Source organism: Paenibacillus sp. Marseille-Q9583 (assembly GCF_976954365.1).
On sequence record NZ_CDRJTB010000018.1, the window covers coordinates 68,609 to 94,493 of the forward strand.

Sequence of the window (25,885 nt, forward strand, 5' to 3'; positions counted from 1 at the left end):
GCCATTCCAGAATGCACTGGAGTGGCCTTTCTTTTATTTAATGAATCTTTTTCTTCCTATATTATGAACGAAGGAATTATCCTTCCATCAATATCAGTAAAACCATACTTTTCAGCAAGCTTTCCAACCTGCTGCGGCTCACCGGACATAGACATAACCTCTGGATCAGCGGCTAGTGCAGTCACAGCTCGACCAACATATGTCGTCGATTCACTCATTTTCAGCTCCTCGACTTCTTGCCAATGATCCTCATCTGTATTCATGGCTTCTAGAACCGCTTCTGTTCTCATCCATCCGGGTGAAAGTGGAATAACCGCAATACCGTCATCTTTTAACTCCTTCGACAGACCGAAAGCCATACGTAAAAGTGTATTTTTTGAAAGATCATAATAAAAGTTGCCTAAATATTTATAATGATCCCAGAAGGTTGTATGGATAATTAGACCGCCAGTGTTTCCTTTACGCATGAAGGGAATTGCGTAATAATTCGTGATCATCTGTGCTCTCACACCGGCATTAAACATATTGTCCCAATGAGCTGTAGGCAGCTCCCAAAAAGGCTTCTGCTCGATAGCTAAATCATTGCCTCCCCATACGTTGTTAACTAAGATATCGAGCCGCCCCTGCTCTTCAGCGATCTGACGGATCACTGCTTCTGTTTCTTGATCCTTCGTATGGTCACATCGTATTACCGCACCAGAACCTCCACTCTCTTTTATTTCTCTAAGTACGCTATCTATGCTTCCCTTAATATGTTCTGTGACGGATACTTCTGTGGTCCTCCCTGTAATATAGACAAAAGCGCCTCTTCTTGCTAACTCTAAAGCGATCCCCCTCCCAGCACCTCTGCTGCTCCCGGTAACCAATGCGACTTTCCCTTTCAATGTCATAGCCCTCAACCCTTTCCACATGAATTCGGATTTCAATATTCTGTGAACATTCCTTACGTTTTATAAGTATAGCCCGTATATATGACATCAACTGACATATATAATATAATCATGATTTAGAAATGATTAAAGGTGATCGTCTAAGCAATAATTCGAGGAGGTACAATAGCCTAATGAGAGCCGACCGTTTGTTATCAATATTACTTCTGTTGCAAAATCGTGGAAAAATGACTTCTAGAGAATTGGCCCAAACACTCGAGGTATCAGAACGAACTGTGTTTCGTGATATGGAAGCATTAAGTGCTTCAGGAATACCCATTTTAGCTGAACGTGGTCGTGAAGGAGGCTGGATGCTTACTGAAGGGTACCGAACCTCCCTAACGGGTATGAAGCCACAAGAGATTGGTTCACTGCTTCTGTCCGCTGACGCATCTATAATGAAGGATCTGGGGATACAAGACGACTACTCTTCCGCTCTTCTCAAACTAGAGGCTGCATCCTCACATCGACTTAGTAATCCAGCAAATTACCTAAGCGAGCGTATTCATATTGATGGCGCCAGTTGGCATCCTTCGGATGAGACTTATCCGTTCCTTTCTGTACTGCAGAGAGCACTTTGGGAGGACCGCAAAGTAAAAATCACTTATCTCCGGAGCAACGAGACAACAGTCCGTTTCATTGAACCACTTGGGTTAGTTGCAAAACGCGGAGTATGGTATGTCGTAGCCAAAAGCAAAGATGAACTACGAACCTTTCGTGTGTCCAGATTAGTTAACGTTGAGGAGACTCATGAGTGGTTTAAAAGACCTGATGCCTTTGATTTAAAACAGTACTGGGAAGAGTCCACCACGGCCTTTAAAGCAGCACTGCCAAAGTATCAAGTAAAGCTAAGGGTTAGAACATCTGTCTTAAAAGAATTACAGCGAGAACGATTCGTCTCTGTCCAATTGATAGAGCCAACTAGCAATGCAGAGTGGGTGAACGTAGATGCCGAATTTAATACGATCGAGTCGGCCTGCCGGATAATCCTTTCTTTTAGTCCCTCGGTTATTGTACTTTCACCGCAAGAACTTTTAGAGATGGTAAAGTCTGCTATCGCAAAAATTTCAGCTATTTATGAGGATTTTTGACACGAAATCTAAAGAACTACTCCGAAAAGAAGATTTATGTCAGTTCTTACTATAGACCAATCACCCTTAAATCCCATATAATAACACCAATACATAATATTAATAAGGAGGACATTATACCAATGAACTGGATGCATAAACTTCCGTTAAAACAAAGAATTGTTGCCGGATGTTACCTCGTTGCCGCACTATTTGCCATTCCTGTTTTAGTTACTTTTATGATCTTAGGCAACATTATTTTGGGTATTGTTCTGATCGTAGTTCTTGCTGCTCTAACTTTCCCCGTGGCCCGCTTTATCGAGAGAACGCTTACATCTTCTTTTGATGACATCGCGAATGTATCTCATAGTATTTCAAAAGGGGATTTTACTAGTAGAGCCGACGAGAACGGGTCTATGGGGGACGTAAGTCGTTCCTTTAATACTATGATTGACAAGCTCAAAAAGATTTTGACAGAAGCATCACAAATCACTCGTCAAGTTATGGATGCAAGCCGTGGAATCGAAGATAAGAATCAGAATTTGAAAATTGTCATGGCACAGGTAGCCTCTTCGTCTAACGAGCTAGCTCTTGGTGCAAATGAAATATCTACGGATATCGCTGAAATGACAGAATCCATTAAAGATATTGAGAATAAAGTATCCAATTATACGAATTCAACGAAAGAAATGAACAGACGTTCAATACATACATTAGAACTAGTTGAACAAGGACGGCAGTCCGTTGATACTCAAGCTGAAGGCATGCGCAAAAACATCCAGGCTACTCAAAAAGTAGCTGATACTATCGAAGCCCTGTCTCATAATGCTCGCGGAATTACGATGATTACAAAAACCATCACAGAGATCGCTGAGCAGACCAACCTCTTATCGCTGAATGCCTCCATCGAAGCTGCACGTGCAGGAGAGCATGGTCGAGGTTTTGCTGTAGTCGCACAGGAGGTTCGTAAACTTGCCGAGGAATCAACAGCTTCAACGAAGGAAGTCTTTGGCTTAGTTCGGAGCATCGAAACTGATATCAAACAAGCGATTGACAATATCGCTATCAACGAAGAAGTCGTACAGGTACAGAATGAGATGATCACTCAATCTGCTCATATCTTTGCTCAAATTGTGCAAAGTGTGCAGTATATTACCGAGCAAATCTCTTCCTTCTCTGCTGAAAGTGATCTGATGTTAGAAAGTGCCTTGAAAATCTCAAGTGCAATAGAGAATATCTCTGCAATCACACAGCAAACCGCTGCCGGCACCGAGGAAGTATCCGCCGCTATGAATGAACAAATTAATGCCCTGCAGTCCGTCGCTGAAGAAACGGAGAAAATGACACAGGCTGTATTTAATCTACAGAAGACTATCCATATTTTCAAGTTTTAAGTCATTTGCAAATCATATAAACAAGTCCAAAAACTCCTTCTAAGTTTTGACTTAGGGGGAGTTTTTTTATATCTATTATTTCATAGGTTGGACAAGACTTTCGTCAAAATTCGAGTTAATTTGCGAAAATATATTGACAAAGGTTCTCTAGGAATATATTGTAAAGGAAAATTCTTCTTATAAATTTTAAAATTAATATTGGCAAAATCTTCGAAAGAGGATGACGCAAAACCATGGATCTACAGCCTCATTTATATCAGAGGCCATGACTGCCAGGTTGCAGAAAACCAAGACGACTGAACAATTGTTCAGTCTCTATGGCGATTTATGCCACCAACCTGTGCCCTAATTCAGAGCACAGGTTTTCTAATGTTTGATTTTAAAATAACAATCAACTTGTGAGGTGTATTTTTTGAAGACAGTCGCAGATTACATGTCGGAAGCACTACGGAACCTAGGTGTTACCCATTCCTTTGGTATTATCGGGAAATCCATTTGTCCTATTGTTCTTAAAATGGTAGATTACGGTATTGAATTTATTCCTGGGAGACATGAGTCCAGTTCCGGCTTCGAAGCAGCCGGGTATGCGCTTAAAACTGGAAAACTAGGTGTAGCTTTTGGTACTTCAGGTCCTGGTGGAACAAACCTATTAACTGCAGCAGCACATGCTAAGGCTAACAACCTACCTGTCCTATTTATTACTGGCCATCAATCTATTAAAGAGCTTGGAATTCCCCAATGTCAGGACTCTACCTCTTTTCTAGCTGATTTAGCTGATATGTTTAGACCTGCCACCTTATATAGCAAGCTTATTGAACGTGGAGATCACTTTAACACAATCTTTAATCATGCCATATCCATTGCCTTGAGCGGTAATCGTGGTCCAGTTCACCTTTGTATTCCCTTTGATGTACAAACGGAATTGCTAGAGGAATGTAATATTGTAATCCCTGAACGCGAATCACTGGTTAGCCATGCTAATATCGACCGAGTACTTGATGCTATAAATAACTCTAAGAATCCAATAATTATCGCGGGTAAAGGCGTTAACCGCTCTGGAGCACATAGTGAGCTAATTCAATTAGCGGAAACATTTAATATTCCTGTAGTTACATCTCCAGGTGGTAAAGGGGCTATAGCTTGGGATCATCCACTCTATCATGGTCCAATTGGAGTAGGCGGTTGTACCCATGGGGATGACTTGCTGAATCAAAGTGATCTATTTATCGTTCTTGGCTCACGTTTAAGTGATATGACTATTTGTAATCTTAAAAGGGAAAATCATCCTGCAACATTAATTCAGTTTGATAGCGATCCGACTTTTGTCGGAAAAATATTGTTCTCTAAAACGATTCCAGTGACTGGAGATCTACGCGACAATCTAGTTTACTATCTCAATAATATTGACACGAACAACATCACAAAACGCGAAGCACCGACAAATTCTGATTATACCGAAGAGCCTCCGATTTTACCAAACCTTTCACTTGCATCGGTCTTGAGTACGATGAGTGATTTGATTCCTTATAACAGCACAGTCTTTGTTGATGATGGTAGTCACGGTTTCCATGCTGCGAAATGGTACAAGGTTAAAAAACCGGGCAGTTTTGTTTTCGATGCTTACTTTGCTTGCATGGGTAATTCCATTGGGATGGCGATTGGTGCAAAGGTTGCTGCTCCAGAAGAAACGATCTTCTGCATTACAGGAGATGGCTGCTTTATGATGCTAGGCGCAGAGATTAACGCTGCTGTCTGCAAGGATATTCCTGTCATATTCATTGTTGTGAATAATAAACAGCTAGATATGGCTCTAAAAGGTATGGAAAAAACTACAGGACGTATTGACGGAACTATCTACGAAGTCCCTATGGACGCTGTGAAATTCGCAGAATCACTAGGTGCTACGGGTTACAAATGTGAGACAGCGGAGGAGTTCGAAACAGCTATCAAGGACGCTGTTGCCATCAACCGTGTTGCCGTCATTGAACTGTTAACAGACCGTGATGAGGTCCCTCCGACTGCTCACCGTACTTTGAACCTAAATTAGGAGGTCACTTATGAAAGACAATGTAAACAGTGGTCTTAACCACTTCACGAATCTCTCAGGAGACTACGGAGCTAAAGCACTGGCTCCGATTAAAGAACATTTCCCCGATTTAGCTGAATTTATTATGGGGAATGCATACGGCGATATTTTTCAACGCAACACAATCGAAGCTGACTGGAAGGAAATCGCAGTTATTTCTGCCCTGATTTCGATGGGTCAGTTTGATCAATTGGGTGTTCATTATGTCATGGCTCTTCGTGTGGGAGTTACTGTAGAACAACTCAAAGGTATTCTATTACACTTAGTACCCGCTATAGGGGCACCTAGAATCATCACCGCTTTTAATATTCTTCTCGAAACGATTGAAGAGATAAAGTAACTATTTTCAGTAAATTAAAATATCGGGAGAGATGTTAACGTGGGACAGTTTATTTTAAAGACAGACACTACTAAAAAAGTGATCAATATTGAGCTGGAAGGAACATTTTCTGAAGAAGATGGTCTGAAATCTATCCAAGCTTATCAACAAACTATTAATCCTATCACTCCAGCAGACTATGAATTACAAATCGACTGCAGAAAGCTAAACGTAACCGCACCTGATGTTGTGCCTCTTTTGGAAGGTTGCTTCGTAATGTTTAAGAATGATGGATTTGTAAAAGTAAATCTAACCCTTGAAAATAACCCAATTCTTAAAATGCAGCTTGCTCGTCTGGGTCGTAAAGCAGGACTAGATAACATCGAGATCATTTCCACCGTTACAGCTTAATTATTCTTATAACTAAAAAACTATAGAGTTTTTCAGGAGGATTCATTCATATGACCGGAATTCGTATTCAAGACATTGATATCTATCATCCTAGTAATAAAGTTGGTAACGACTTTTTTATTAAGCATTTTGACGAAAAGGGTATTGATATCCGAGGTCTACTGACCACTTTAGGTCGTGATACGCGCTATAGCATTAAGAATGAGGAAGAAAATTCTCTTACGATGGCTTTTGAGGCTGCCAGTAATGTGTTGGATAAAAATGGTCTCACTGGCGCTGATATCGATCTTATTGCCTATGCAAGTCAAACTCCTGAATATATCTTTCCTACTAACTCTTTAATGATTCACCGTTTAATTAACGGCGCATCCCATACAATTTGTATAGATAGCAACGCTAACTGTGCAGGTATGACTGCTTCCGTAGAACAGGTGAGCCGTCAAATGCAAGCCAATCCTAGAATTAAACGCGCTTTGGTCATCGGATCCGATTATGTAGCACCTCATGCAGATAAGAATGATCCTGTCTATTATGCTAACTTCGGTGATGCAGCTGCGGCAGTCCTTCTTGTGCGCGATGATAATGCGGTAGGCTTCATTGATTCTGTCTATCAAACAAACACATGCGTTTACGGCAACTCCATGTTCCCGGCCGAAGGCTTGGCTAATCTGGGTAGAAAAGGCGTCGCGGCTGGAGAATTCAATGTGAAATTCATTCCATTTGATGATTCCATTTGCGTAGATGCTGCTTCTGAATCGATTCGCACGCTTCTATCTGATAACAACATAGCGCCTGAATCTATTAAAGCGGCCTGTTTCTCACAGCTTTCACTGCCTAATATCGTTGATGTTTGTGAAAAAGTGGGTATTGATCGTGAGGTTGCGGTTTACATAGGTGATGAATTCGGGTACACCTCAACCAGTAGCCCGTTTATCGCTCTACACAAAGCTATTACTACCGGAAAGATCGAACGCGGAGATAAAGTTCTGTTCTGGACAGTGGGCGCTGGATGGCAAAACGTTGCATTTGTTATTGAATATTAAGCGTTACAACCTAAAAAGCGGCAGGCCAAGGATTATCCTTAGCTTGCCGCTTTTTAGGTTGATCTGTTCTTTAGGACTGGATGGCAAAGGATAACCCCTTTTCAGTGAGCGCACGCCGTAGTACATCAATCCCTTTTGGTCCCATCCCATGGAGCTGCAGAAGCTCTGACTCAGTGAGCTTACTGATGTGGTGAATCTGTGTATACCCAGCACCATGAAGTGCTCGAAGTGCAGGCTTAGATAGTCCACTCGGTAGATCAGATTCTGTTCCATTAAACATAGACATATGCATCTCCCTGATCACTGATATCTTTCATGTTTTTCCCAGCCCATGGTACGCGCTACAGCGTCTTTCCAGGCGTTGTAACGTCGTTCACGCTCTTCTATACCCATTACAGGTGAAAAGACCCTCTCAGCTTTGTTAAAGCTTTCTAACTGTTCTCTTGTCCAGACTCCTGAGGTTAATCCAGCCAAAAGTGCCGCTCCCAGCGCAGTCGTCTCCGCATATGTAGTTCGAGTAACTTCACTACCGAGGATATCAGACTGAAACTGCATCAGCAAATCATTACGAACCGCTCCACCATCTACACGAAGTCCGGTCAATGGCATGCCTGCATCTTTTTCCATCGCCCCAATTACATCTCTAGACTGAAATGCTAATGACTCTAACGTTGCTCTTACCAAATGCCCCGAGGTGGTTCCTCTAGTTAAACCGAAGACTGCTCCACGTGCATACATATCCCAATAAGGGGCACCTAGTCCAGTAAAAGCAGGTACGACGACAACCCCTTCACTGTCCTCTACTTCCCGCGCTTTGTCTTCCGAGCCTGCGGGCTCCGTTATGAGTCCTAACCCCTCCTGAAGCCATTGTACAGCCGCTCCGGCTACAAACACACTGCCCTCGAGTGCATAATAGAGTTCATCCCCCATTCCCCAAGCTACAGTGGTCAACAACCCATGACTGGAGACTACAGCTTCTGTACCTGTATTCATCAGAATAAAGCATCCAGTTCCATATGTGTTTTTGGCACTGCCGGGTTCAAGACAAGTATGTCCAAACAAAGCAGCTTGTTGATCCCCCAATACAGAATGAATAGGTATTTCTGTCCCGAACCACTGCGCGTCTGCTGCTCCAAATTCACTACCGGACATCCTCACTTCTGGCAGGATGGAGCGTGGTATACGAAGCTCCTCCATTAGCTCTTCGTCCCAGCATCGCTCATGTAGATTATATAGCATCGTACGCGATGCATTAGTTACATCAGTAGCATGTACAGCCCCGCCAGTAAGCTTCCAGATTAGCCAGCTGTCTACAGTCCCAGCTAGTAGCTCGCCATTATTCGCCCGCACTCGTGCGCCGTCTACATGATCAAGAATCCAGGAGAATTTTGTTGCAGAAAAATAAGCATCCACAACGAGTCCCGTCTTGCTAGCAATGAGTCCCTCTAACCCCTTACTCTTGATCTCTTCACACAGCTCTGCAGTACGTCTGTCCTGCCACACAATCGCAGGATAAATCGGCTTACCTGTTGCTCTATCCCAGATCAGGGCCGTTTCCCTCTGATTTGTAATTCCAATGGAATATATTTCTTGAGGCATTATCCCGCCCTGAGTAATCGCATCTCTTGCTGCTGCAAGCTGTGACGCCCAGATTTGCTCTGGGTCATGCTCCACCCAGCCAGGGTATGGGAAAGATTGTTCAACCTCATATTGCCCTTGTGAGACGATTCTAGCGTCCTCATCGAATACTATGGCTCGTGAACTGGTAGTCCCTTGGTCTAAAGATAAAATCATTTGATGGCCTCCCAAGCATAAACAATGAGATATGTTCCACGTTGAACAAGATTAATGTGTTTGTTTCAACAAAAAGCACCTCTGCTGTCAGAGGCGCTATCACACATTGTGTTTGGAATTACTGTTTTTCGACAGGAAGTCTTAGGGTAAAGGTTGTACTTTCGCCCAACTTACTGGAAGCTGAAATGGTTCCGTGATGCGACTCAACAATATTTTTAACAATCGCAAGCCCGAGTCCCGTTCCACCTGTTTCTCCCCGTACACGTGCCTTATCGGCTTTGTAGAAACGATCAAATATATAAGGCAGATCTTCCTGCGGAATGCCGACGCCTTCATCCTGAATTTTAATTTCAAAATAGCGACGCCCTTCTAAGACACAAGTTCCTGTATAAACTGTGATCTTCTTGCCACCCTGCGTATGACGAAAAGCATTATCGAGCAAATTGGTTAAGACCTGCTCAAGCTTATCTTCATCCGCCGCCTTAAGAACAAGGACATCGCTCTCTTTATTTAGCTGCAGATGAATATCACGCTCTTTCGCACGCACGGAAAATTTGCGATACACTCGTTCCAGCAATTCGTTCACATCTACTTCTGCCTTCAACATATCCGTATGTCCAGCTTCCATTCGCGCAAGGTCGAGCAGATCCTTTACAAGACGCCCCATACGGAGCGATTCATCATGAATGACTTGAATCAGTTCACTGCTTTCCTCTGGTGAAGAAGCCATGCCGTCAAGTAAAGCCTCACTATAACCTTGCATCATCGATAATGGCGTCCGAATCTCATGAGAGACGTTTGCCACGAAGTCACGGCGCATTTTTTCGAGTCGTACTTCTTCAGTTACATCACGCAGAACAGCAACCACTCCACGAATGCTACCCTCAGAATATAAAGGTGCCATATGGACGGACCATACGCCCTGCCGGACATGTACATTGGAACGCTCATCGCCGCCTTGTTTCAACGTGCTCAAAAATAAAGGACGCAGGGGAGGTGGAACATTACTCTCAGCCGTTTCCGTATGAGGTTCAATGTCACTCTCTTGTTCCCACTCAAAATCGCTCCAGCTCTCAAGTAGCGATTGACCATGCGGATTGGTCAGAATAATCTGGCCCAGGGTGTCAAAGGTGATTACAGCATCACTCATGCTGCGTAATACACTGGATAGATGACCCTTCTCATGGTGCAGACTGCGAATATTCTCTTCCAACTCCTCAGCCATATGGTTGAAGGAAGTCGCCAACTGGCCAATCTCGTCACTTGTGACCAGCGTCAGCCTTGTTCCGTATTCACCACGTCGAATGTTGTTTGCAGCCTCGATGACACGTTGCATCGGTTGAGTGATCTTGGTAAACAAGAACAACGCGAAGAATGTCGTCAAAGAAAATCCGATCATGCACGTATACATAAATAAACGTTTGATATCGCCGGAATTAGCAAAGTTGCTGTCGATATAGGGAAGTAGAAACAACCCGAGTGTAATAAGCACGACAGCGACCAGGCAGATGATCGTGACCCACAGCTTGCCGACAAGACTTCTCCAGAAGTTCACTTATTTAGGTACCTCAAGTTTGTAGCCTACACCCCATACAGTTGTAATCATCGCCGCGGATTCCGGTGATACCTTATTCAGTTTTTCACGAAGACGCTTAACATGGGTATCGACTGTACGCAAATCTCCGAAAAATTCATAATTCCAAACATCTTTAAGCAGTTCTTCACGAGAGAACACTTTATCCGGTGAAATCGCCAAATAATGCAGCAGTTCGTATTCTTTCGGTGTCAGACTCACTTCTTCACCGCCAGCAGTTACTCGGTGTGCGTCATGCTCAATAATAAGATGAGTGAATACAATGTTATTACTGGAGTTGCTCTCTTTGGACAAAAATGCTGTTGCTGAAGAACGGCGCATAATGGCCTTCACGCGATAAATCACTTCGCGAGGACTAAATGGCTTCACGACATAATCATCCGCGCCCATTTCAAAGCCCTGTACACGATTAATCTCTTCGCCTTTAGCTGTAAGCATTAAGACAGGTGTCGATTTGACCCCTCTGAGTCGGGTCAGCACTTCCATTCCATCAATGCCAGGCAGCATAACATCCAGCAAAATTAGACCGTAGTCATTTGCTGTTGCTTTGCGAAGAGCGATTTCGCCATCTTCAGCTTCGTCGATTTCATAACCTTCTTTTTCAAGATACATCTTTAGCAGGCGGCGAATGCGTTCCTCATCATCCACTACCAGAATTCTGTTTAAATGATCTGCCATTTCACAACAACCCCTTCATCAAATACAGTAGAACGTAACCTTAAATCCATTGTGCTGTGTTAGCAGGTAAACTATGCTCAGTCCGTCCCCGCATAAGAATGAAGTCCGGCGATGACTAGATTAACGCCAACTAAGGTAAACATTACGACCAAAAAGCCTAGAACGGCAAGCCAGGCAGATTTTCGCCCTTGCCATCCACGAGCCAATCGTAAATGAAGATAAGCACTATAGAAGAGCCAAGTAACGAGTGCCCAGACTTCTTTGGGGTCCCATCCCCAGAATCTTCCCCAGGCTATTTGCGCCCATATCATTGCAAAAATCAAAGCGCCTAATGTGAAAATAGGAAAGCCAATGGCTATCGCCCTATACGTTATCTCATCTAGATCGCCTTCATCAATCCCATCCATAACCGGGTGAATCGCTGCGCCTAGTGGCTTGCGTACGATCAAGCGAAGAATTCCGTAAAGGAGTAATCCGGAAAGAATCGACCAGATTACAGTATTAAACTTCCGGCCAGCATTCACACCATTCATCCATGAAGGAGCTTCAAAGAGAGGTTCTTTCATGCCAAGAAAGGACTGGAAGCTTTCAATTTCGCTATTGTGAGGAGCCACAATCGGCGGCATTCGATAACTCACTTTCTCTATTGTACTATTTTCCTGCCCTGCGCTGTCAATCGTAACGTTGGGACGGACAAAAACAGTCTCATAACCTGCTCCGCGGAAAGCAAAAACTGAACCCAGAAACCCAATTATAACAATGATTGAAAAGAGAGTAAATTCAATCAGTCTCTGTTGCTTACGATCCGCCTTCTCTTTACTGGAAAAATTAACAGTCCGTAGCAGATACATCAGCCCTGCCGCAAAACCAACCGCAAAAAAGGATTCACCTAGTGCTGCCAGTGTAACGTGAATCTTGAGATAGTTCGATTGCAGGGATGGAATTAACGGCTGGACCTCCTGTGGAAATACAGCTGCGTACGCCATCACAATAATGCTAATTGGAACTGCAAACAGACCGAGAATAACTTTGTGATAGATCGCGTACATCACTGTAAAGGCTACCATAACCATCATGGATAAGAAAGTCATGAACTCGTACATATTGCTGACTGGAATATGTCCTGCACCAAACCAACGTGTGAAGAAATAAATAAGATGAAAGATAAGACCTATAGAAGAAACAATAAAAGCTATTTTACCCCATCGAGCAGTATGTTCCTCTGGCTTGCGGCCCGACCACTTGCGACCCATGATAGCGATAGTGAATAACATAAACGACCCGCTGTATAATAAGAATGCGGCAATAAAGACGGCACTGCTGATATCGAGCAAGCTCATGTAAGGCCTCCTCCATTATCTATTGATTTTTCATCGACTACCATATCTACTTTTTCTAAAATAGAAACGATCTCACGACGGAAACCGAACCAATTCTTGTTCGTATGTCCTCCGAGTATTAGCTCTCCGTTTACAACGGTAAGCCAGATGCGTCTATGCTGCCAGTAAAATCCAAGGATTAAACCCAGCATCACGATTGCTGCACCTAACCATACAAAAGGCATTGCACGATCAATACGTATATTCAAGTATGTAGTCGATTCCGAAAAATCAACATCGCTCATGTTGTCCACTTCAAGCTCAAGAAATCTATTGCTGCCACCAAGCTTATCGTTAATAGCCACCTGCTGAAACTGAGACTTATCTACTTGCTTAGGAAAATAGAAGTACTGCTGCCCTTCCGCTGGCAAATTCGGTCCTTGAATCAAGAATAAGAATGCAGGTGCATTCGGATAAGGCGACTTAGATATCGGCTGACCATCCTCATTCAGTCCAAAATCCATATACTTCTCTTTTAAAGTCATCGTATAGGGTCCCGCTGTAATTGTACGCTGCGGATTCTTCATATCCAGTTTGAATTTACCGTACGACTCCCCAGTGGTGGAATTCTTAAGCACTGGCTGTACAGAACGCAGCACAGGTGTTAGATCATAATCAAACTGATACGCTTTCAATCCTTTATAATCCAAAGGTGAGTTTACTTGGATATTATGCGTTGTCACCTCGGTAAGCTGCGGTTCCTTAGTAGGATCTGAGCAATCCGCGGCACATTTATATAGCACTGCTTTAGTTTGGAATAATTTTGGAAGGATCTTTTTGCCTCGAAACTCCTCTGGCATCTCTTCATCGGTGTAGAACTCTACGGTGAATTTCTCGTTTTTTAAATAGTAGGTAGTATCCGGAATCTGTGTAATCTCCCCTTGCGGGAAAGCAAGATGCTGATCCATGTTGAGACCCGGCAACCCTCTTGCCAGTACAGCAAGTAAAAAAATAATCAAACCAATATGTATTACGTAAGGCCCCCAGCGGCTGAATCGGTGTTTCTCTGCCAGCAGAGCTCCTCCATCCGTCTTGACTCGGTAGCCCTTTTTACGCATAGGCTGAACCACCCGAGCAACCCAAGCTTCTGGTTCTTCTTGCACTTCAGTAACTAGCACAGCCTTTTGCCGAGTTAAGAACTGACGATGTTTCCGAATCTTCTGCCTAGTCAATGCCTTATATAGCGGAAGTACTCTGTCCAAACTACAAATGACTAGTGAAGCACCAATCATTACGAGTAGAGTCACAAACCACCAGGATTCGTATGTATGTGAAAGTCCAAGCTTATAGTAGATGTCCCCAGCTGTTCCGTACTCCTGCTTATAATAACTCGATGCATCAATATTAAGGAAAGTACTCTCCTGAGGGAAAATGGTTCCCAGCATAGAGCCTAACAGTGTCAAAATAATTAGATATATCGCTATTTTGACAGATGAAAAAAAGTTCCAAACTCGATCAATAATGCTTGGATTAACACGCTGCGAACGACGGGCTACACCATCATAACGCATTTCCAGATTCTCGCCCCAGTCCGATTCTTTGCCAAGCGGCTTTCCGCATGCTTCACATAGAACAGTGCCTACAGGGTTCTGATGGCCACATTCACATTTGGTATTGGTTATAAAAGCCTCGCGTTCACTCATCAATTCACCAGCTTCCCAATTTGATCATCTAGTGAATCTAAATCAAGCTGGCCAATATGAATGCTGTCAATTTTACCCTTTGCATTAATAAAAAAAGTAGTGGGGAGTGGAGAAATGCCATAACTTCGTACAGCGTCTCGTCCCGTGTCCATCAAAATCGGAAAATCAATATTGACTTGCTTCACAAAATTCTCGACAGTCATCTGATCTTCACCTACGTTGATTCCAATAACGACTACATCTTTGTCCTTCCATTTTTCCCATTGTGCTTGGAGAGCCGGCATTTCTTTTACACATGGCGTGCACCATGAGCCCCAGAAATTCAGCACAATAGCCTTTCCCTTATACTCGTCTAACGTATGCCCAAGTCCATCAAGACCCAGCAAATCAATGGCAGGCGCTTTACTACCTTCCTCTGGTTTTCCGCTTCCACCAAATACAGAGGAACCAATGGCATAACCACCCACTAGAACGATTAGAAACAGAATTACGATTTGAATTGGTTTTCTCGCTTTACCCACATGTAAAGCCCCCTTCTGTGACGCAACTCATACTTATGTTGTAAGGTGTGAACATCCTATGAACATTATAGCGAATTTCGTCACAGTATTAGGGGGTTAAATTGTGAATATTGTGTGTCTTTATGATTCTTTACGTGGAGTTCTTTCTTTGAGTAATCCTGCTTTGGCAATTTGCTGCAGATGGTTAATTTCATCTTTAGTCAAATGACGGTAGGATCCACGTTTAAGATTTTGCAGCATAATATCCCCGAATGAAATCCGCTTCAGACGGAGAACGGGGTGTGAAATCGCATCAAACATGCGTCGTACCTGACGGTTACGTCCCTCGTGAATCGTAATGCTGATTACTGCTTCTTTATTCGCTTCATCAATATCTTTGTACTCTACTTCGGCAGGCGCTGTCATACCATCTTCCAGCTTGATCCCAGCCTTTAGCTTGTCCAGTGCAGTACCGTGCGGAATACCCTTGACCGTAGCGTGATACGTCTTAGGTACATGATGCTTAGGATGGGTAAGCAAGTTAGCGAAATCTCCATCATTCGTTAACAGCAGTAGCCCTTCCGTATCATAATCCAGACGGCCTACAGGGTAAACCCGTTCTGTAATTCCTTTAAGGTAGTCTGTTACAACCTTGCGACCCTTTGGATCGGAAGCACTTGTAATGACTCCTTTAGGTTTGTTGAACATAATATAGATTTTGTTCTCGCCCCGGATCAGTCTACCGGAGACTTTAATAATATCTGTTGCGGGGTCCACCTTCGTGCCAAGCGTAGTTACGAGTTCCCCGTTGACTTCCACTTTACCGGCCAAAATCATTTCTTCACACTTACGTCTGGACGCCACACCTGCCTGCGCCAAAATTTTCTGTAATCTTTCCATTTTCGACTAGTCACCTCAGATTAATGATAACCATCAGAGGGATAAATCACAAGTTCATTCCATGGAAAAAATGCGCCTGGGCAGTAATTATTGTGGGGTTCGATGATTAAAGGGGTGATTTGGTAGCGCTCTACCAGTTCTAAAATGAGTTTACCTGTGGCAAACAGCTGTTCCTTTCTTCCAGATAATGGGGGAATGCCATCTTCCCAGCTGAAATCACCTTCCAAGCAAATGTGAATATACTCCGGATCGGTCAGCAGCGGTGCTGCATAAATGGCTCCGTCCACACCAACCCAGAAATCAAAGCCTTTGCCATTAATGGAAGTACAGCGAGACTGATGCAGAATAAAACCTTTGTAGTTCATAGCGGGTTGCCTCCCTCCACATTGCTGCAATAGCATATGTCGAGGAAGGAAAGGGGGTGACGCCTCCTACCCAAAAAGCAGGAGGCAGACCGCGATCGCGGCTACGAAGCCAACAACATCAGAGAATAGACCTACCTTAAGTGCATAACGTCCGTTGCGCACACCAACGGCTCCAAAATAAACCGTTAATACATAGAGCGTTGTGTCCGTGCTGCCTTGTATGGTGGAGGCAATCATGCCGATTAGAGAATCCGGACCATGAACGCGAATCAGATCCGTGGTATAAGCAAGCGAGCCTGTCCCAGTGAGGGGCCGCAGAAGGCCGAGAGGCAGTACTTCTGGAGGTACGCCAAGTCCCCGCAGAGCAGGAGATATGAATCCCATTAGGAAGTCGAGTGCGCCCGATGCGCGAAAGACGCTGATCGCCACAAGCATTCCCACAAGATGAGGAATAATCGCGATTGCCGTTCCAAATCCATCCTTGGCCCCTTCAACAAATGACTCATACACCGGGACTTTACGCGTAAAAGCATAGAGCGGGATGAACGTAATCATGACCGGAATCGCCCATGCCGATAGGAGACTGATTAACTGGTACAAGTCATGTTCACCCCTTCAATGAAGAATTAGGCAGAGACGTCTTGGCCAATGGAGCAGAACCAGACTTTGCTGACGGCGGCTTTGGAGGTTTGCGCAGCAACGTCATCCTTCGGAAAAACCGGTCAGCCGCTATAGCCGCAAGAGTCGCTACAGCCGTTGCGGCGAGGGTTGTACCTACTATTCTCGCAGGATCTGCCGAATTGTAATTCAATCGGATCGCAATTAGCGTCGCGGGAATTAGCGTAATGCTTGCTGTGTTAAGCGCCAGTAAGGTACACATGGCTGGTGTGGCCGTTTCTTTATCCGGGTTGAGCTTCTGCAGCTCCTGCATCGCCTTGATCCCCATAGGTGTAGCCGCATTGCCAAGTCCAAGCAAATTAGCGCTCATATTGGAGAGAATATATCCGATTGCAGGATGGCCCTTCGGCACATCTGGAAAGAGGAAGGCTACGATTGGCCCAAGAATCTTGGCTATTTTTTTAAGCAAACCAGCATCCTCTGCGATCCGCATGATTCCTAGCCAGAATACAAGCACACTTATTAAGCCGAAACTTACTGTAACCCCACTCTTGGCTCCGTCGAATACGGCGGCTGTAAATTCATCCATTCTGCCGTTAACGGCGGCGAACAGAAAACCGATGATGATCATTCCTAGCCAGATCCCGTTAATCATGGATACGCCTCCCTCTTCATTATTCAGCTATCTGCTTACTTGGAACTTTCGCCCAGTTTAAATAACGCCTTCAGTGCACTCCCTATAGCCTGAAACCAATTATTAGCAGGATAAGTGTGTGCTTGCGTTGTACTATATTTTTTAGTATAAGCGGATTCCTCAGGAGGTAAGGACTCTCGTGTATATACTGGAACCCGGCCTATCTCCTTGCCACCTAGATTTAGAACGAGAACCCCTTGCAATCCAAAGTTTGATCTTGCAGCTTTGACTGACGCCGCAGGGATCTGATTTAAGACAAGTTTAGTGGTCACTCTATCCTGCTCGCCTTGTCCGAGCGGATAGGCAAATTTTTTGGCTGTCACGAAGTCATAACCGCTCACGGGATCCCCGCGTTCGATCATTGTTTTTAGTGGGTAGTGATTAAATCCAAAGTTTAGCAGTGAGGCATGATCATTCCAGTCATCCCCATCATTTATGGTCACTGCGACAAGCTGCTGGCCGTTTCTGGTCGCTGAGCTGACAAGGCAGCGTAGCGCTTTTTTGGTATATCCTGTCTTCACACCATCTGCGCCCTCATATAAGTACAGCATTTTATTCTTGTTTCTCCACTTGTAATCCCATTTCTCATTTGGATTGTCCGCAGTTTTCTCCTGTGTCTTCACAATTTGCTTAAATACAGGATTATGAAGAGCATACGCCGTCAGTACGGCTAAGTCGTTAGCACTCGAATAATGGCCTTCAGCATCTAGACCATGCGGATTAGCAAAATGAGTATTTTTTAATCCGAGCTCTTCAGCCTTATTGTTCATCAGGTATACAAACCCTTCTTCAGAACCGCCGATATGTTCAGCGATCGCTGTTGCCGCATCATTCCCAGAGCGCAGCATTAGACCATACAGCATATTTTCCAGCGTCATCTCTTCACCTTGCTGTAAATAAATAGAGGAGCCTTCTTTGGCGAAAGCATTTTTACCAACTTTGACTTTGGATGCTAAATCACCATTCTCAATAGCGACGAGGGCGGTCATTATTTTAGTCAGACTGGCAATAAGCATCGGCTCATCTCCTCGACTGCTATACAAAATACGCCCGGATTCCACATCAATCAGCGCCGCTGCCCGTGCATGCGTAGATATAGAGCTGTTCTCCGCATGAATCAAAGTTAGCGGTGTCAGAAACAGCAGCAAAATGCTCAGTAATAAGGCGATTGGAAATTTACGGGTTATTGTCTTCATATTTATCCTCCGGATTCTTATCGGTTCTTAAGTAAAGTCATTCATTTCATGCTTATGTTGTACAAGTGTATGCGGACCAGCCTTAGGGTATGTCCTCTCCACACAAAAAGGGACACCGCCTGATGTAAGGCGATATCCCCGAGGCTATTTGAACAATTATGTGTACCTAATGTGTTGAAGATTGGGATGTACTTGGATCGGGTTTAGCAGGTGCTTGTGCTTGTGGTGCTTGTGGTGCTTGTGGTGCTTGTGTAGCAGTTGACCCAGCTTGACCTGAAGTACTGCTGCTTTGGAACATGGTCTGGATTTTGTCGATGAGCCCAGGCGTAGCATCGATAATTTTTTCGAACAAATGCGTTTGATTGTCGAGTGGCACAATGTTTACCCCATCCTTACCAACCACTAGAAAAGCGATCGGTCTGATGGAGACACCGCCCCCACTACCGCCACCAAAAGGAAGCATTTTGACACCGCCTTGGGAGCTTGATCCACTTATAGAATCCTCTACTCGATAATCACTACCCCCTGCAGCAAACCCAAAGGCCACCTTACTAATCGGCAGAATAATACTACCGTCAGGTGTTTGTACTGGATCTCCAACAATCGTATTAACATCTACCATGCCCTTGATATTTTCCATCGCTGTTTGCATTAGACCCTGAATAGGATGGTCGCTCATATTGTTTCCTCCTTAATTGAGTACGATTTCTCTTGCTTCTACAGCGCTTATCATCCCCACATCCACGCATTTGTATGTAACTTTCATTCTAAACTTTGCCCATGAGACTCCCTACGCATCCGTTTTAGTATTTTTCTCCACTTACTGATTCCCCCCGCCTCCCTCAAGACACGAAGAATAAGCTGCAATGATGCGTATACGGCATAGGAAACGGACAATTTACCCTCACATACGAACTCCATTGAAAAAGAATGCTCATCTTGAAAAACAGGCTTCACAAACACTCGTGGATTGTGTTTCAATTTGACCCTCTGCGAAATAAATCCAACGATGCTCCATTTCAATCCCCAGACGGCTCCTGATACTATGGCAGTGTCTGCCGTATCACCTAGTGAGAAGTCTGTGGACCAGTCGAGCTTTGATATTTTGACATGTGATACAGTTTCCTTGAACCACTTCTTCAATCCACGTGTGGATTTCACTGCTAGCTGTACATTGTCCCGCCAGCGCTCAATTCTTTCTTTATCGAATTGTTCTTCCTTTACAGTGTCAACACCTGTAGTCGCGGTACCCGTCTCTTTAAACTTCCCAAGCACGCCTTGCTCCAATCCCTTAAAGACCAATCGAGGCAGTTCATAGTGGAGTTTGATCAGACCAAAAAGTGTCTTAACATCTAACTCGATCAGATCATTTTTGTCATGTTTATAGCACCGGATGCGGAAATCGATAGATGAAGACAGAACCAGGATCATTGCCAGTACCAGCAATCCGAGGGGTATTCCAATCCATAACGTCACGTATTTACCTCCAAGAAACCTTAATAATGGGAACCTTTGGTTTAGTATGGCAATTTAATCTGGAAAAAATTCGGGGTTTGGCTAAAAAATGTGGCTCTACAAAAAAATAGGGACTGCCCATAAACCATTATGAATGGTTTATGGGCAGTCCCAGCAATACAAATCATTGCGGAATAACAAAAAAATTAAGGTTGCTCTATATCCTCGAACGTCATTTGAGTATCCAGCTTATTGAACAATAGCTGTGTCTCCTCTTCCAAATTATCAGTGGATTCGAAGTTAGATGGTTCTGGCAACTCATTCAGACTTGCTAGGCCAAAGCTCTCCAAGAATGATTTAGTCGTCCCATATAAGATTGGACGCCCTACGGCCTCCGCACGACCTACCTCATGGATCAAATCCTTGTTATTCAGCGTATGAATAGCACGTTCGGATTTCACGCCTCGAATCTCTTCGATCTCCACCCGTGTAATGGGCTGACGATAGGCCACGATCGCCAATGTCTCTAATGCGGCCTGAGACAAGGTTGATCTGGATGGGGAATAAGCCAAGCGTTCAAAATAATGGGCATGCTCAGGTAATGTAGCCAGCCGATAGTTTCCGGCAATTTGGACCACCTGCAATCCCCGCTCTTGTGTTACATAATCCTCTTTCAGTTCTTCTAATGCCCCAGCTGCAAGCTCTGGCCGCTGCTCCGTAATCTCGGCGACTTGCCGCACGGAGATCCCTTCATCACCTGATAGAAACAACAGGCCCTCAATAATCGATTTCAGCGTTTTGTAATCCATTGAAGTGTTCTCCTCCTCTCCACTCCATTACGATGTCATCAAACAATTTCTCTTGATAGCAAAAAATCGCCTTCATTTTCATCAGTTCCAGAATCGCAAGAAAAGTAACTACGATTTCGTGTCGCGCCATTTCATCGTGAAGCAGTGCTGAGAAATGGAGCCTTCCGCCCTTTCCTCTGCGCTGCAGCGCATCCGATACATCACGTATACGATCTTTTACCGATATTTCGTCCCGGGTGATCCGCTGGTAAGATGACCTTCTTGCCGCCTTACTAAGTGCTTTACGGAAAGCAGCTATAAGGTCGGAAGTATGTAGTCCTTTTAGCGTATGGTCAATCTCTTCAGGCACGTATGGACCCAGATCCTCCGGCTCCTTCGTAAAAATCAAGCTCCGCTCGCTCTCCATATCCATTAAATGAACAGCAATACTCTTGAATTTACGATACTCAATCAGTCGCTGAACGAGTTCAGCTCGTGGATCAAATTCATCTTCTTCGTAATATTCAAAATCATCGATCTCAATGACCGGTGGTTTGGGCAGCAATAGCTTGCTCTTTATAGATAATAGGGTTGCGGCCATCACGAGAAATTCACTCGTAATATCCAGTTCAAGCTCCTGCATACTTCGCAGGTATTCCATATACTGTTCGGTGATCTCGGCGACCGGAATGTCCTGGATGTCGATTTCCGCCTTATCAATTAAATGCAAAAGCAGATCCAGCGGACCTTCAAACGTTTCCAGCTTGTACAATACAGTCACGAAGCATCCTCCCGCCAAAAAAAGTAAAGTGCAGCGCCCTAAAGGACGCTACACAAGTAGAAAGGGCTCTATAATCCATGCTTTCTTCTTATACTATAAATAAGCACGAATTCGACTGATTCGTCAATAGCTGTCTTACTTAAACAGTTTGTTAAGATTCGCCATTTCAATCGCAGCAGTCGCAGCATCCCAGCCTTTATTCCCTGCCTTGGTTCCTGAACGCTCAATGGCCTGTTCAATATTCTCAGTAGTTACTACGCCAAAAATCGTCGGCACGCCTGTTTTAAGATTAATCGCAGCTACCCCTTTTGCAACTTCATTACATACATAATCATAGTGCGTTGTAGAGCCACGGATAACAGTCCCTAAAGTGATTACAGCGTCGTATTTACCGCTTTCTGCCATTTTTTGAGCGATTAACGGAATTTCAAACACGCCTGGAACCCAAGCAACATCTACTTCATCATCGTTAGCACCATGGCGTTTAAATGCATCAAGTGCACCTGACAAAAGCTTACTAGTAATAAATTCATTAAAACGTCCTACTACGACTCCGTATTTTAACCCTTCAGAAACTAAATGTCCTTCTAAATATTTCGGCATATCATTCATCTACCCTTCGTTTTTTTATTGTGTGTGATTATACTTTCGAATCCTCATTTTGTTCAATGTCGTCAAAAGACAGCAAATGCCCAAGTTTCGCCTGCTTCGTATGGAGATAATTAGTATTATCCTTATTCTCCGGCATTTGAATTGGCACTCGCTCAACAACTTCCAATCCATAACCTTCCAACCCTTTGATCTTTCGAGGATTGTTCGTTAAGAGACGAATTTGACTTATACCTAGATCCTTCAGAATTTGTGCTCCAATCCCGTAATCACGCAAATCTGCTGGAAAACCAAGCTTTAGATTAGCATCTACAGTATCGAGTCCTTCTTCTTGAAGTTTGTAGGCTTTAAGCTTATTAATAAGACCAATGCCCCTGCCTTCTTGACGCATATAGAGCAACACGCCTATACCAGCAGCTTCGATCTGCCGAAGCGCTGCTTCAAACTGGGGACCACAATCGCAGCGATGGGAGTGGAATACATCACCCGTCAAGCATTCGGAATGTACTCGTACTAACACTGGCTCATCACCGGAAATATCACCCTTCACCAATGCTACATGTTCTTTATCATCCACTTCATTTGTATAGGCAATGGTCTGAAACTCACCGAAATCGGTAGGCAGACGTACAGACACCTCGCGATTGACGAGCTGTTCCTTCTCGTTCCGATAGTGAATGAGGTCTTTGATGCTGATCAACTTAAGATCATGCTTCTTAGCAATCTCAACCAGATCAGGCAACCGGGCCATCGAGCCATCTTCTTTGATGATTTCACAAATCACACTGGCTGGATATGCACCACACATACGGGCTAAATCAACAGCAGCCTCTGTATGTCCGGAACGGCGCAGTACGCCACCTTTTTTCGCAATCAGCGGGAACATATGGCCAGGTCTACGAAAATCAGACGGCTTCGCTTTAGGGTCAATCATGGCCTTTACAGTCAAGGATCTTTCCCCTGCTGATATACCAGTAGTTGTATCTATATGGTCAACCGATACAGTAAAGGCTGTGCCGTGATTATCTGTATTGTGACTGACCATAGCCTGTAGTTCAAGCTCTTCCGCACGCTCAGCGGTAATTGGCATGCAGACCAAACCGCGTCCCTCAGTGATCATAAAATTGATGACTTCTGGTGTCGCCCGCTCAGCAAGAGCTATAAAATCCCCTTCATTCTCACGATCTTCATCATCCACCACGATGATGACTTTGCCGCGCATTAAATCATATATCGCTTCTTCAATCGGATTCAAGACACTATCCTTCTTCGATTGTTCGCTCATGATCCTATCCTCCTAATAGCTTTACGAAGGATTATTTCCTTCTTCGTAAGCTTACTCATTATTTAAACAAATCCGTTTGCCGCCAAGAAATCACGACTAATCCCGGAGCTACTATCACTTTCTTCATCCTGTGCAGCTGAGCCATAATGAAGAAGATGATCTACATATTTGCCCAGAACATCACACTCAATATTTACACTATCTCCTGCCCGCTTATAAGTTAGCACAGTTTCCCCTAGCGTATGCGGAATAATGGATACAGTAAGCGATGAAGCCGTCGTCTTTACTACTGTTAAGCTAATGCCATCAATCGTGATCGATCCTTTAGGGATAATATATTTAAACAGCGATTTGCGATCCGGCGCAATCTCATAGACTACTGCATTCTGATCACGCTTTACGCTTTTGATGACAGCAGTGCCATCTACATGCCCCTGAACAATATGACCTCCAAATCGACCACCGGCTGCCATTGCTCGCTCCAGATTCATCCGACTGCCAGGACGTAGCTCCTTCAGGTTACTGTTTCGATAGGTCTGAGGCATGACATCCACTGTAAAATAGTTCTCGCCTAAAATAGTCGCTGTAAGACAGACGCCATTAACCGATACGCTATCACCAATCTTCAGATCATCCATGATGACGGAAGCGGCAATGTTCAGCACCATCATTTCTCCACCGGTAGAGACACTTCTCAGAGTGCCAACTTCTTCGACTAATCCAGTGAACATGCTTTCCCTCCTTAAAGTTTTGTGAGCTTAACTTCAAAGGAAATACTCCGTGCAAAACTCGCTTCGGAAGCATACGATTAAGTTTTGAGACCATTCACTTTAGCGTACCGGAGTACCGCTGATACATACATTATCTCCGAGCACTTTTACTTCCAATCCCTCCAGAGAAATCGCATCCTTCATCAGCTCTACACCAGGAAATACGAACGTCCCTTTCGCTTCAGCACCACCGCCAACAATCTTTGGAGCGAAAAAGAGAATCACTCGATCAACTAGCCCACTCTCCAGCATCGCACCATTTAGCGTGCCTCCGCCTTCAAGTAAAATTGATCCAATTTCCATCTCGCCGAGTGTTACCATAGCAGCCTTCAAATCCACCTGTGGTCCTGCTCCGCTAACGATGATTTGCACACCCGCTTGAAGAAGTGCTGCTTTCTTTTCATCATCTGCGGCTTCAGTTGTCACGATGATAGTAGGCGCTAGACCGTCACTTACAACTGCTGAATCCAAAGGAATACGTAGTCCAGAATCAATCACAATCCGTATCGGATTAATACCCGGCACTTCCGTTCTTGTCGTTAGTGAAGGATTATCTGCAATCACTGTGTTCACACCGACCATTATTCCCTGATGCCGATGCCGCAGCGTATGTACGATCTCCCGCGCTTCACCATTTGAAATCCATTTACTGTCACCAGATTTGGTAGCTAGGTTACCATCCAGCGTGCTGGCACTCTTGAGCGTAACAAAAGGCTGTTTTGTCAAAATATACTTGATAAAACGCTCATTCAACCGCAGCGCACGTTCACGCAGCAACCCTACTTCTACTTCAATGCCATGCTCACGCAGCATTTGAACGCCGCGACCCGCAACCTGAGGGTTAGGGTCTTCACAAGCGACTACCACTCTGGCTACTCCCTCATCGATCAGCCTTTGGCTGCAGGGCGGAGTCTTGCCATAGTGACTGCATGGTTCCAGTGTTACGTAAGCAGTGCTGCCCTGTGCTTGACCGGCCGCCATATTCAAGGCATGAACCTCAGCATGACCAGTTCCGCGCTGCAAATGAGTTCCAAGTCCAATCATCGCTCCATTCTTTACAACAACACAGCCAACAACAGGGTTAATTCCCGTCTGTCCTTGGGCCCGTTCTGCCATATCCAGCGCTAAGGACATATAAAACTCGTCATTCATATTATCCATCTCGTTCCTCCTATCCACTTACTGTCTATCTGATGCGTAAAAACAGAAAAACCCATCTCATTCTCCAGGAGGAGTAAAGATGGGTTATGCGAGAGTTTATCGGCAGTCCAAATAAAAGTGTGCGTAAATAACCGTCAAACGACGGTAATTGTGAAATATCGCACATAATAAATGAAAACACTGCAGTCCACCTGTCTATTACAGACAAGCGGTTAACCTCTCCTTCTTCCATCCAGACTATACTGTCGGTCCCGGAATTTCACCGGGTCCACCGTTCGCGTCAACAACGCGAGCCGGGTAGCGGACTAAGTGTGGTAGATAAACTTAATAGCTAAGCACTCTACAACAACATCACCGCCGGTAGGGAATTACACCCTGCCCTGAAGGATTGATCCTTTATTTAATTGAGGTTCAAGTTTTCCT

At 44.3% G+C, this 25,885-nt stretch carries 27 protein-coding genes and 2 riboswitches; of the genes, 6 read left to right on the plus strand and 21 right to left on the minus strand.

Translation table 11 applies throughout. From position 1 onward, the window contains the following. Positions 1-56: 56 nt before the first annotated feature. Positions 57-890, minus strand: coding sequence for an SDR family NAD(P)-dependent oxidoreductase (locus ACWNM1_RS11200; protein ID WP_449600988.1), 834 nt, complete (start codon positions 888-890; stop codon positions 57-59). 173 nt (positions 891-1,063) lie between these two features. On the opposite strand from ACWNM1_RS11200, the gene ACWNM1_RS11205 reads away from it, so the two are divergent. The 6 genes from ACWNM1_RS11205 to ACWNM1_RS11230 all read left to right on the plus strand — a co-directional run bounded on the left by ACWNM1_RS11205 (position 1,064) and on the right by ACWNM1_RS11230 (position 7,252). Beyond that, on the plus strand, positions 1,064-2,020 hold the full coding sequence (locus ACWNM1_RS11205; protein ID WP_449600989.1) for a helix-turn-helix transcriptional regulator: 957 nt from the start codon (positions 1,064-1,066) through the stop codon (positions 2,018-2,020). A gap of 122 nt (positions 2,021-2,142) precedes the next feature. After that, a complete protein-coding gene (locus ACWNM1_RS11210) occupies positions 2,143-3,393 on the plus strand; it encodes a methyl-accepting chemotaxis protein (RefSeq protein ID WP_042190241.1) in 1,251 nt (416 codons plus the stop codon). Between the two features lie 190 nt (positions 3,394-3,583). Beyond that, a riboswitch (cyclic di-GMP riboswitch) is annotated at positions 3,584-3,678 on the plus strand. A 118-nt stretch (positions 3,679-3,796) separates the two neighbouring features. Next, entirely contained in the window at positions 3,797-5,440 is a 1,644-nt protein-coding gene (locus ACWNM1_RS11215) for a thiamine pyrophosphate-binding protein (protein ID WP_449600990.1), read from the plus strand. A 10-nt stretch (positions 5,441-5,450) separates the two neighbouring features. Next, positions 5,451-5,819: a carboxymuconolactone decarboxylase family protein gene (locus ACWNM1_RS11220; protein ID WP_042129622.1), complete on the plus strand. Its 369-nt coding sequence runs from the start codon at positions 5,451-5,453 to the stop codon at positions 5,817-5,819. A gap of 39 nt (positions 5,820-5,858) precedes the next feature. Continuing rightward, entirely contained in the window at positions 5,859-6,209 is a 351-nt protein-coding gene (locus ACWNM1_RS11225; protein WP_042190245.1) for a hypothetical protein, read from the plus strand. A gap of 50 nt (positions 6,210-6,259) precedes the next feature. Next, positions 6,260-7,252, plus strand: a complete 993-nt coding sequence (locus ACWNM1_RS11230; protein ID WP_449600991.1) for a 3-oxoacyl-[acyl-carrier-protein] synthase III C-terminal domain-containing protein — start codon at positions 6,260-6,262, stop codon at positions 7,250-7,252. A gap of 70 nt (positions 7,253-7,322) precedes the next feature. Here the strand turns inward: ACWNM1_RS11230 and ACWNM1_RS11235 are convergent, their stop codons facing one another. The 20 genes from ACWNM1_RS11235 to ribD all read right to left on the minus strand — a co-directional run bounded on the left by ACWNM1_RS11235 (position 7,323) and on the right by ribD (position 25,462). Then, positions 7,323-7,538, minus strand: a complete 216-nt coding sequence (locus ACWNM1_RS11235; protein WP_449600992.1) for a DNA-binding protein — start codon at positions 7,536-7,538, stop codon at positions 7,323-7,325. Positions 7,539-7,552: 14 nt separating this feature from the next. Then, the gene (gene glpK / locus ACWNM1_RS11240) at positions 7,553-9,046 is read right to left on the minus strand and encodes a glycerol kinase GlpK (RefSeq protein WP_449600993.1); all 1,494 of its coding nucleotides are present in this window, start codon (positions 9,044-9,046) and stop codon (positions 7,553-7,555) included. A gap of 118 nt (positions 9,047-9,164) precedes the next feature. Continuing rightward, positions 9,165-10,601, minus strand: a complete 1,437-nt coding sequence (locus ACWNM1_RS11245; protein WP_449600994.1) for an ATP-binding protein — start codon at positions 10,599-10,601, stop codon at positions 9,165-9,167. Beyond that, positions 10,602-11,318 (minus strand): response regulator transcription factor, encoded by a 717-nt coding sequence (locus tag ACWNM1_RS11250; RefSeq protein ID WP_036676174.1) that lies wholly within the window; start codon positions 11,316-11,318, stop codon positions 10,602-10,604. Positions 11,319-11,395: 77 nt separating this feature from the next. Next, the gene (gene ccsA / locus ACWNM1_RS11255) at positions 11,396-12,658 is read right to left on the minus strand and encodes a cytochrome c biogenesis protein CcsA (RefSeq protein ID WP_449600995.1); all 1,263 of its coding nucleotides are present in this window, start codon (positions 12,656-12,658) and stop codon (positions 11,396-11,398) included. After that, a complete protein-coding gene (gene resB / locus ACWNM1_RS11260; RefSeq protein ID WP_449600996.1) occupies positions 12,655-14,340 on the minus strand; it encodes a cytochrome c biogenesis protein ResB in 1,686 nt (561 codons plus the stop codon). Before resB ends, ccsA begins: the two co-directional genes overlap by 4 nt. Beyond that, entirely contained in the window at positions 14,340-14,861 is a 522-nt protein-coding gene (locus tag ACWNM1_RS11265) for a redoxin domain-containing protein (RefSeq protein WP_449600997.1), read from the minus strand. The genes resB and ACWNM1_RS11265 overlap by 1 nt, the downstream gene beginning before the upstream one ends. Positions 14,862-14,981: 120 nt before the next feature. Beyond that, on the minus strand, positions 14,982-15,740 hold the full coding sequence (locus tag ACWNM1_RS11270) for a pseudouridine synthase (protein ID WP_036676166.1): 759 nt from the start codon (positions 15,738-15,740) through the stop codon (positions 14,982-14,984). A gap of 20 nt (positions 15,741-15,760) precedes the next feature. After that, on the minus strand, positions 15,761-16,105 hold the full coding sequence (locus ACWNM1_RS11275; RefSeq protein WP_449600998.1) for a peptidoglycan recognition protein family protein: 345 nt from the start codon (positions 16,103-16,105) through the stop codon (positions 15,761-15,763). A gap of 66 nt (positions 16,106-16,171) precedes the next feature. Further along, positions 16,172-16,660, minus strand: coding sequence for a spore maturation protein (locus ACWNM1_RS11280; protein ID WP_042190265.1), 489 nt, complete (start codon positions 16,658-16,660; stop codon positions 16,172-16,174). Positions 16,661-16,712: 52 nt separating this feature from the next. Further along, positions 16,713-17,378, minus strand: a complete 666-nt coding sequence (locus tag ACWNM1_RS11285) for a nucleoside recognition domain-containing protein (RefSeq protein ID WP_449600999.1) — start codon at positions 17,376-17,378, stop codon at positions 16,713-16,715. Positions 17,379-17,413: 35 nt separating this feature from the next. Beyond that, entirely contained in the window at positions 17,414-18,613 is a 1,200-nt protein-coding gene (locus ACWNM1_RS11290; RefSeq protein ID WP_449601000.1) for a D-alanyl-D-alanine carboxypeptidase family protein, read from the minus strand. A gap of 166 nt (positions 18,614-18,779) precedes the next feature. Continuing rightward, positions 18,780-19,292: a GerW family sporulation protein gene (gene ytfJ, locus ACWNM1_RS11295; RefSeq protein ID WP_449601001.1), complete on the minus strand. Its 513-nt coding sequence runs from the start codon at positions 19,290-19,292 to the stop codon at positions 18,780-18,782. 83 nt (positions 19,293-19,375) lie between these two features. After that, positions 19,376-20,089 (minus strand): DUF2953 domain-containing protein, encoded by a 714-nt coding sequence (locus ACWNM1_RS11300; protein WP_449601002.1) that lies wholly within the window; start codon positions 20,087-20,089, stop codon positions 19,376-19,378. A 185-nt stretch (positions 20,090-20,274) separates the two neighbouring features. Beyond that, the gene (scpB, locus tag ACWNM1_RS11305; protein WP_042190273.1) at positions 20,275-20,877 is read right to left on the minus strand and encodes an SMC-Scp complex subunit ScpB; all 603 of its coding nucleotides are present in this window, start codon (positions 20,875-20,877) and stop codon (positions 20,275-20,277) included. Continuing rightward, positions 20,846-21,637, minus strand: coding sequence for a segregation and condensation protein A (locus ACWNM1_RS11310; protein WP_149646795.1), 792 nt, complete (start codon positions 21,635-21,637; stop codon positions 20,846-20,848). The genes scpB and ACWNM1_RS11310 overlap by 32 nt, the downstream gene beginning before the upstream one ends. Before the next feature lie 135 nt (positions 21,638-21,772). After that, positions 21,773-22,240 (minus strand): 6,7-dimethyl-8-ribityllumazine synthase, encoded by a 468-nt coding sequence (gene ribH, locus ACWNM1_RS11315; RefSeq protein WP_042194286.1) that lies wholly within the window; start codon positions 22,238-22,240, stop codon positions 21,773-21,775. A 37-nt stretch (positions 22,241-22,277) separates the two neighbouring features. Then, complete coding sequence (locus ACWNM1_RS11320; protein WP_449601003.1) at positions 22,278-23,531, minus strand: bifunctional 3,4-dihydroxy-2-butanone-4-phosphate synthase/GTP cyclohydrolase II; 1,254 nt, start codon at positions 23,529-23,531, stop codon at positions 22,278-22,280. Positions 23,532-23,593: 62 nt separating this feature from the next. Next, complete coding sequence (gene ribE, locus ACWNM1_RS11325) at positions 23,594-24,262, minus strand: riboflavin synthase (RefSeq protein WP_449601004.1); 669 nt, start codon at positions 24,260-24,262, stop codon at positions 23,594-23,596. Between the two features lie 99 nt (positions 24,263-24,361). Then, the gene (ribD, locus tag ACWNM1_RS11330; RefSeq protein ID WP_449601005.1) at positions 24,362-25,462 is read right to left on the minus strand and encodes a bifunctional diaminohydroxyphosphoribosylaminopyrimidine deaminase/5-amino-6-(5-phosphoribosylamino)uracil reductase RibD; all 1,101 of its coding nucleotides are present in this window, start codon (positions 25,460-25,462) and stop codon (positions 24,362-24,364) included. A 216-nt stretch (positions 25,463-25,678) separates the two neighbouring features. Next, a riboswitch (FMN riboswitch) is annotated at positions 25,679-25,854 on the minus strand. Positions 25,855-25,885 lie beyond the last annotated feature (31 nt).

Excerpts from the sequence above, each read along its gene's own strand:
- ACWNM1_RS11200 (WP_449600988.1), bottom strand. The coding sequence starts at position 890 with ATGACATTGAAAGGGAAAGTCGCATTGGTTACCGGGAGCAGCAGAGGT.
- ACWNM1_RS11205 (WP_449600989.1), top strand. The coding sequence starts at position 1,064 with ATGAGAGCCGACCGTTTGTTATCAATATTACTTCTGTTGCAAAATCGT.
- ACWNM1_RS11210 (WP_042190241.1), top strand. The coding sequence starts at position 2,143 with ATGAACTGGATGCATAAACTTCCGTTAAAACAAAGAATTGTTGCCGGA.
- ACWNM1_RS11220 (WP_042129622.1), top strand. The coding sequence starts at position 5,451 with ATGAAAGACAATGTAAACAGTGGTCTTAACCACTTCACGAATCTCTCA.
- ACWNM1_RS11230 (WP_449600991.1), top strand. The coding sequence starts at position 6,260 with ATGACCGGAATTCGTATTCAAGACATTGATATCTATCATCCTAGTAAT.
- ACWNM1_RS11235 (WP_449600992.1), bottom strand. The coding sequence starts at position 7,538 with ATGTCTATGTTTAATGGAACAGAATCTGATCTACCGAGTGGACTATCT.
- glpK (WP_449600993.1), bottom strand. The coding sequence starts at position 9,046 with ATGATTTTATCTTTAGACCAAGGGACTACCAGTTCACGAGCCATAGTA.
- ACWNM1_RS11250 (WP_036676174.1), bottom strand. The coding sequence starts at position 11,318 with ATGGCAGATCATTTAAACAGAATTCTGGTAGTGGATGATGAGGAACGC.
- ccsA (WP_449600995.1), bottom strand. The coding sequence starts at position 12,658 with ATGAGCTTGCTCGATATCAGCAGTGCCGTCTTTATTGCCGCATTCTTA.
- resB (WP_449600996.1), bottom strand. The coding sequence starts at position 14,340 with ATGAGTGAACGCGAGGCTTTTATAACCAATACCAAATGTGAATGTGGC.
- ACWNM1_RS11270 (WP_036676166.1), bottom strand. The coding sequence starts at position 15,740 with ATGGAAAGATTACAGAAAATTTTGGCGCAGGCAGGTGTGGCGTCCAGA.
- ACWNM1_RS11275 (WP_449600998.1), bottom strand. The coding sequence starts at position 16,105 with ATGAACTACAAAGGTTTTATTCTGCATCAGTCTCGCTGTACTTCCATT.
- ACWNM1_RS11280 (WP_042190265.1), bottom strand. The coding sequence starts at position 16,660 with ATGATTACGTTCATCCCGCTCTATGCTTTTACGCGTAAAGTCCCGGTG.
- ACWNM1_RS11285 (WP_449600999.1), bottom strand. The coding sequence starts at position 17,378 with ATGATTAACGGGATCTGGCTAGGAATGATCATCATCGGTTTTCTGTTC.
- ACWNM1_RS11290 (WP_449601000.1), bottom strand. The coding sequence starts at position 18,613 with ATGAAGACAATAACCCGTAAATTTCCAATCGCCTTATTACTGAGCATT.
- ytfJ (WP_449601001.1), bottom strand. The coding sequence starts at position 19,292 with ATGAGCGACCATCCTATTCAGGGTCTAATGCAAACAGCGATGGAAAAT.
- scpB (WP_042190273.1), bottom strand. The coding sequence starts at position 20,877 with ATGGATTACAAAACGCTGAAATCGATTATTGAGGGCCTGTTGTTTCTA.
- ribH (WP_042194286.1), bottom strand. The coding sequence starts at position 22,240 with ATGCCGAAATATTTAGAAGGACATTTAGTTTCTGAAGGGTTAAAATAC.
- ACWNM1_RS11320 (WP_449601003.1), bottom strand. The coding sequence starts at position 23,531 with ATGAGCGAACAATCGAAGAAGGATAGTGTCTTGAATCCGATTGAAGAA.
- ribE (WP_449601004.1), bottom strand. The coding sequence starts at position 24,262 with ATGTTCACTGGATTAGTCGAAGAAGTTGGCACTCTGAGAAGTGTCTCT.
- ribD (WP_449601005.1), bottom strand. The coding sequence starts at position 25,462 with ATGGATAATATGAATGACGAGTTTTATATGTCCTTAGCGCTGGATATG.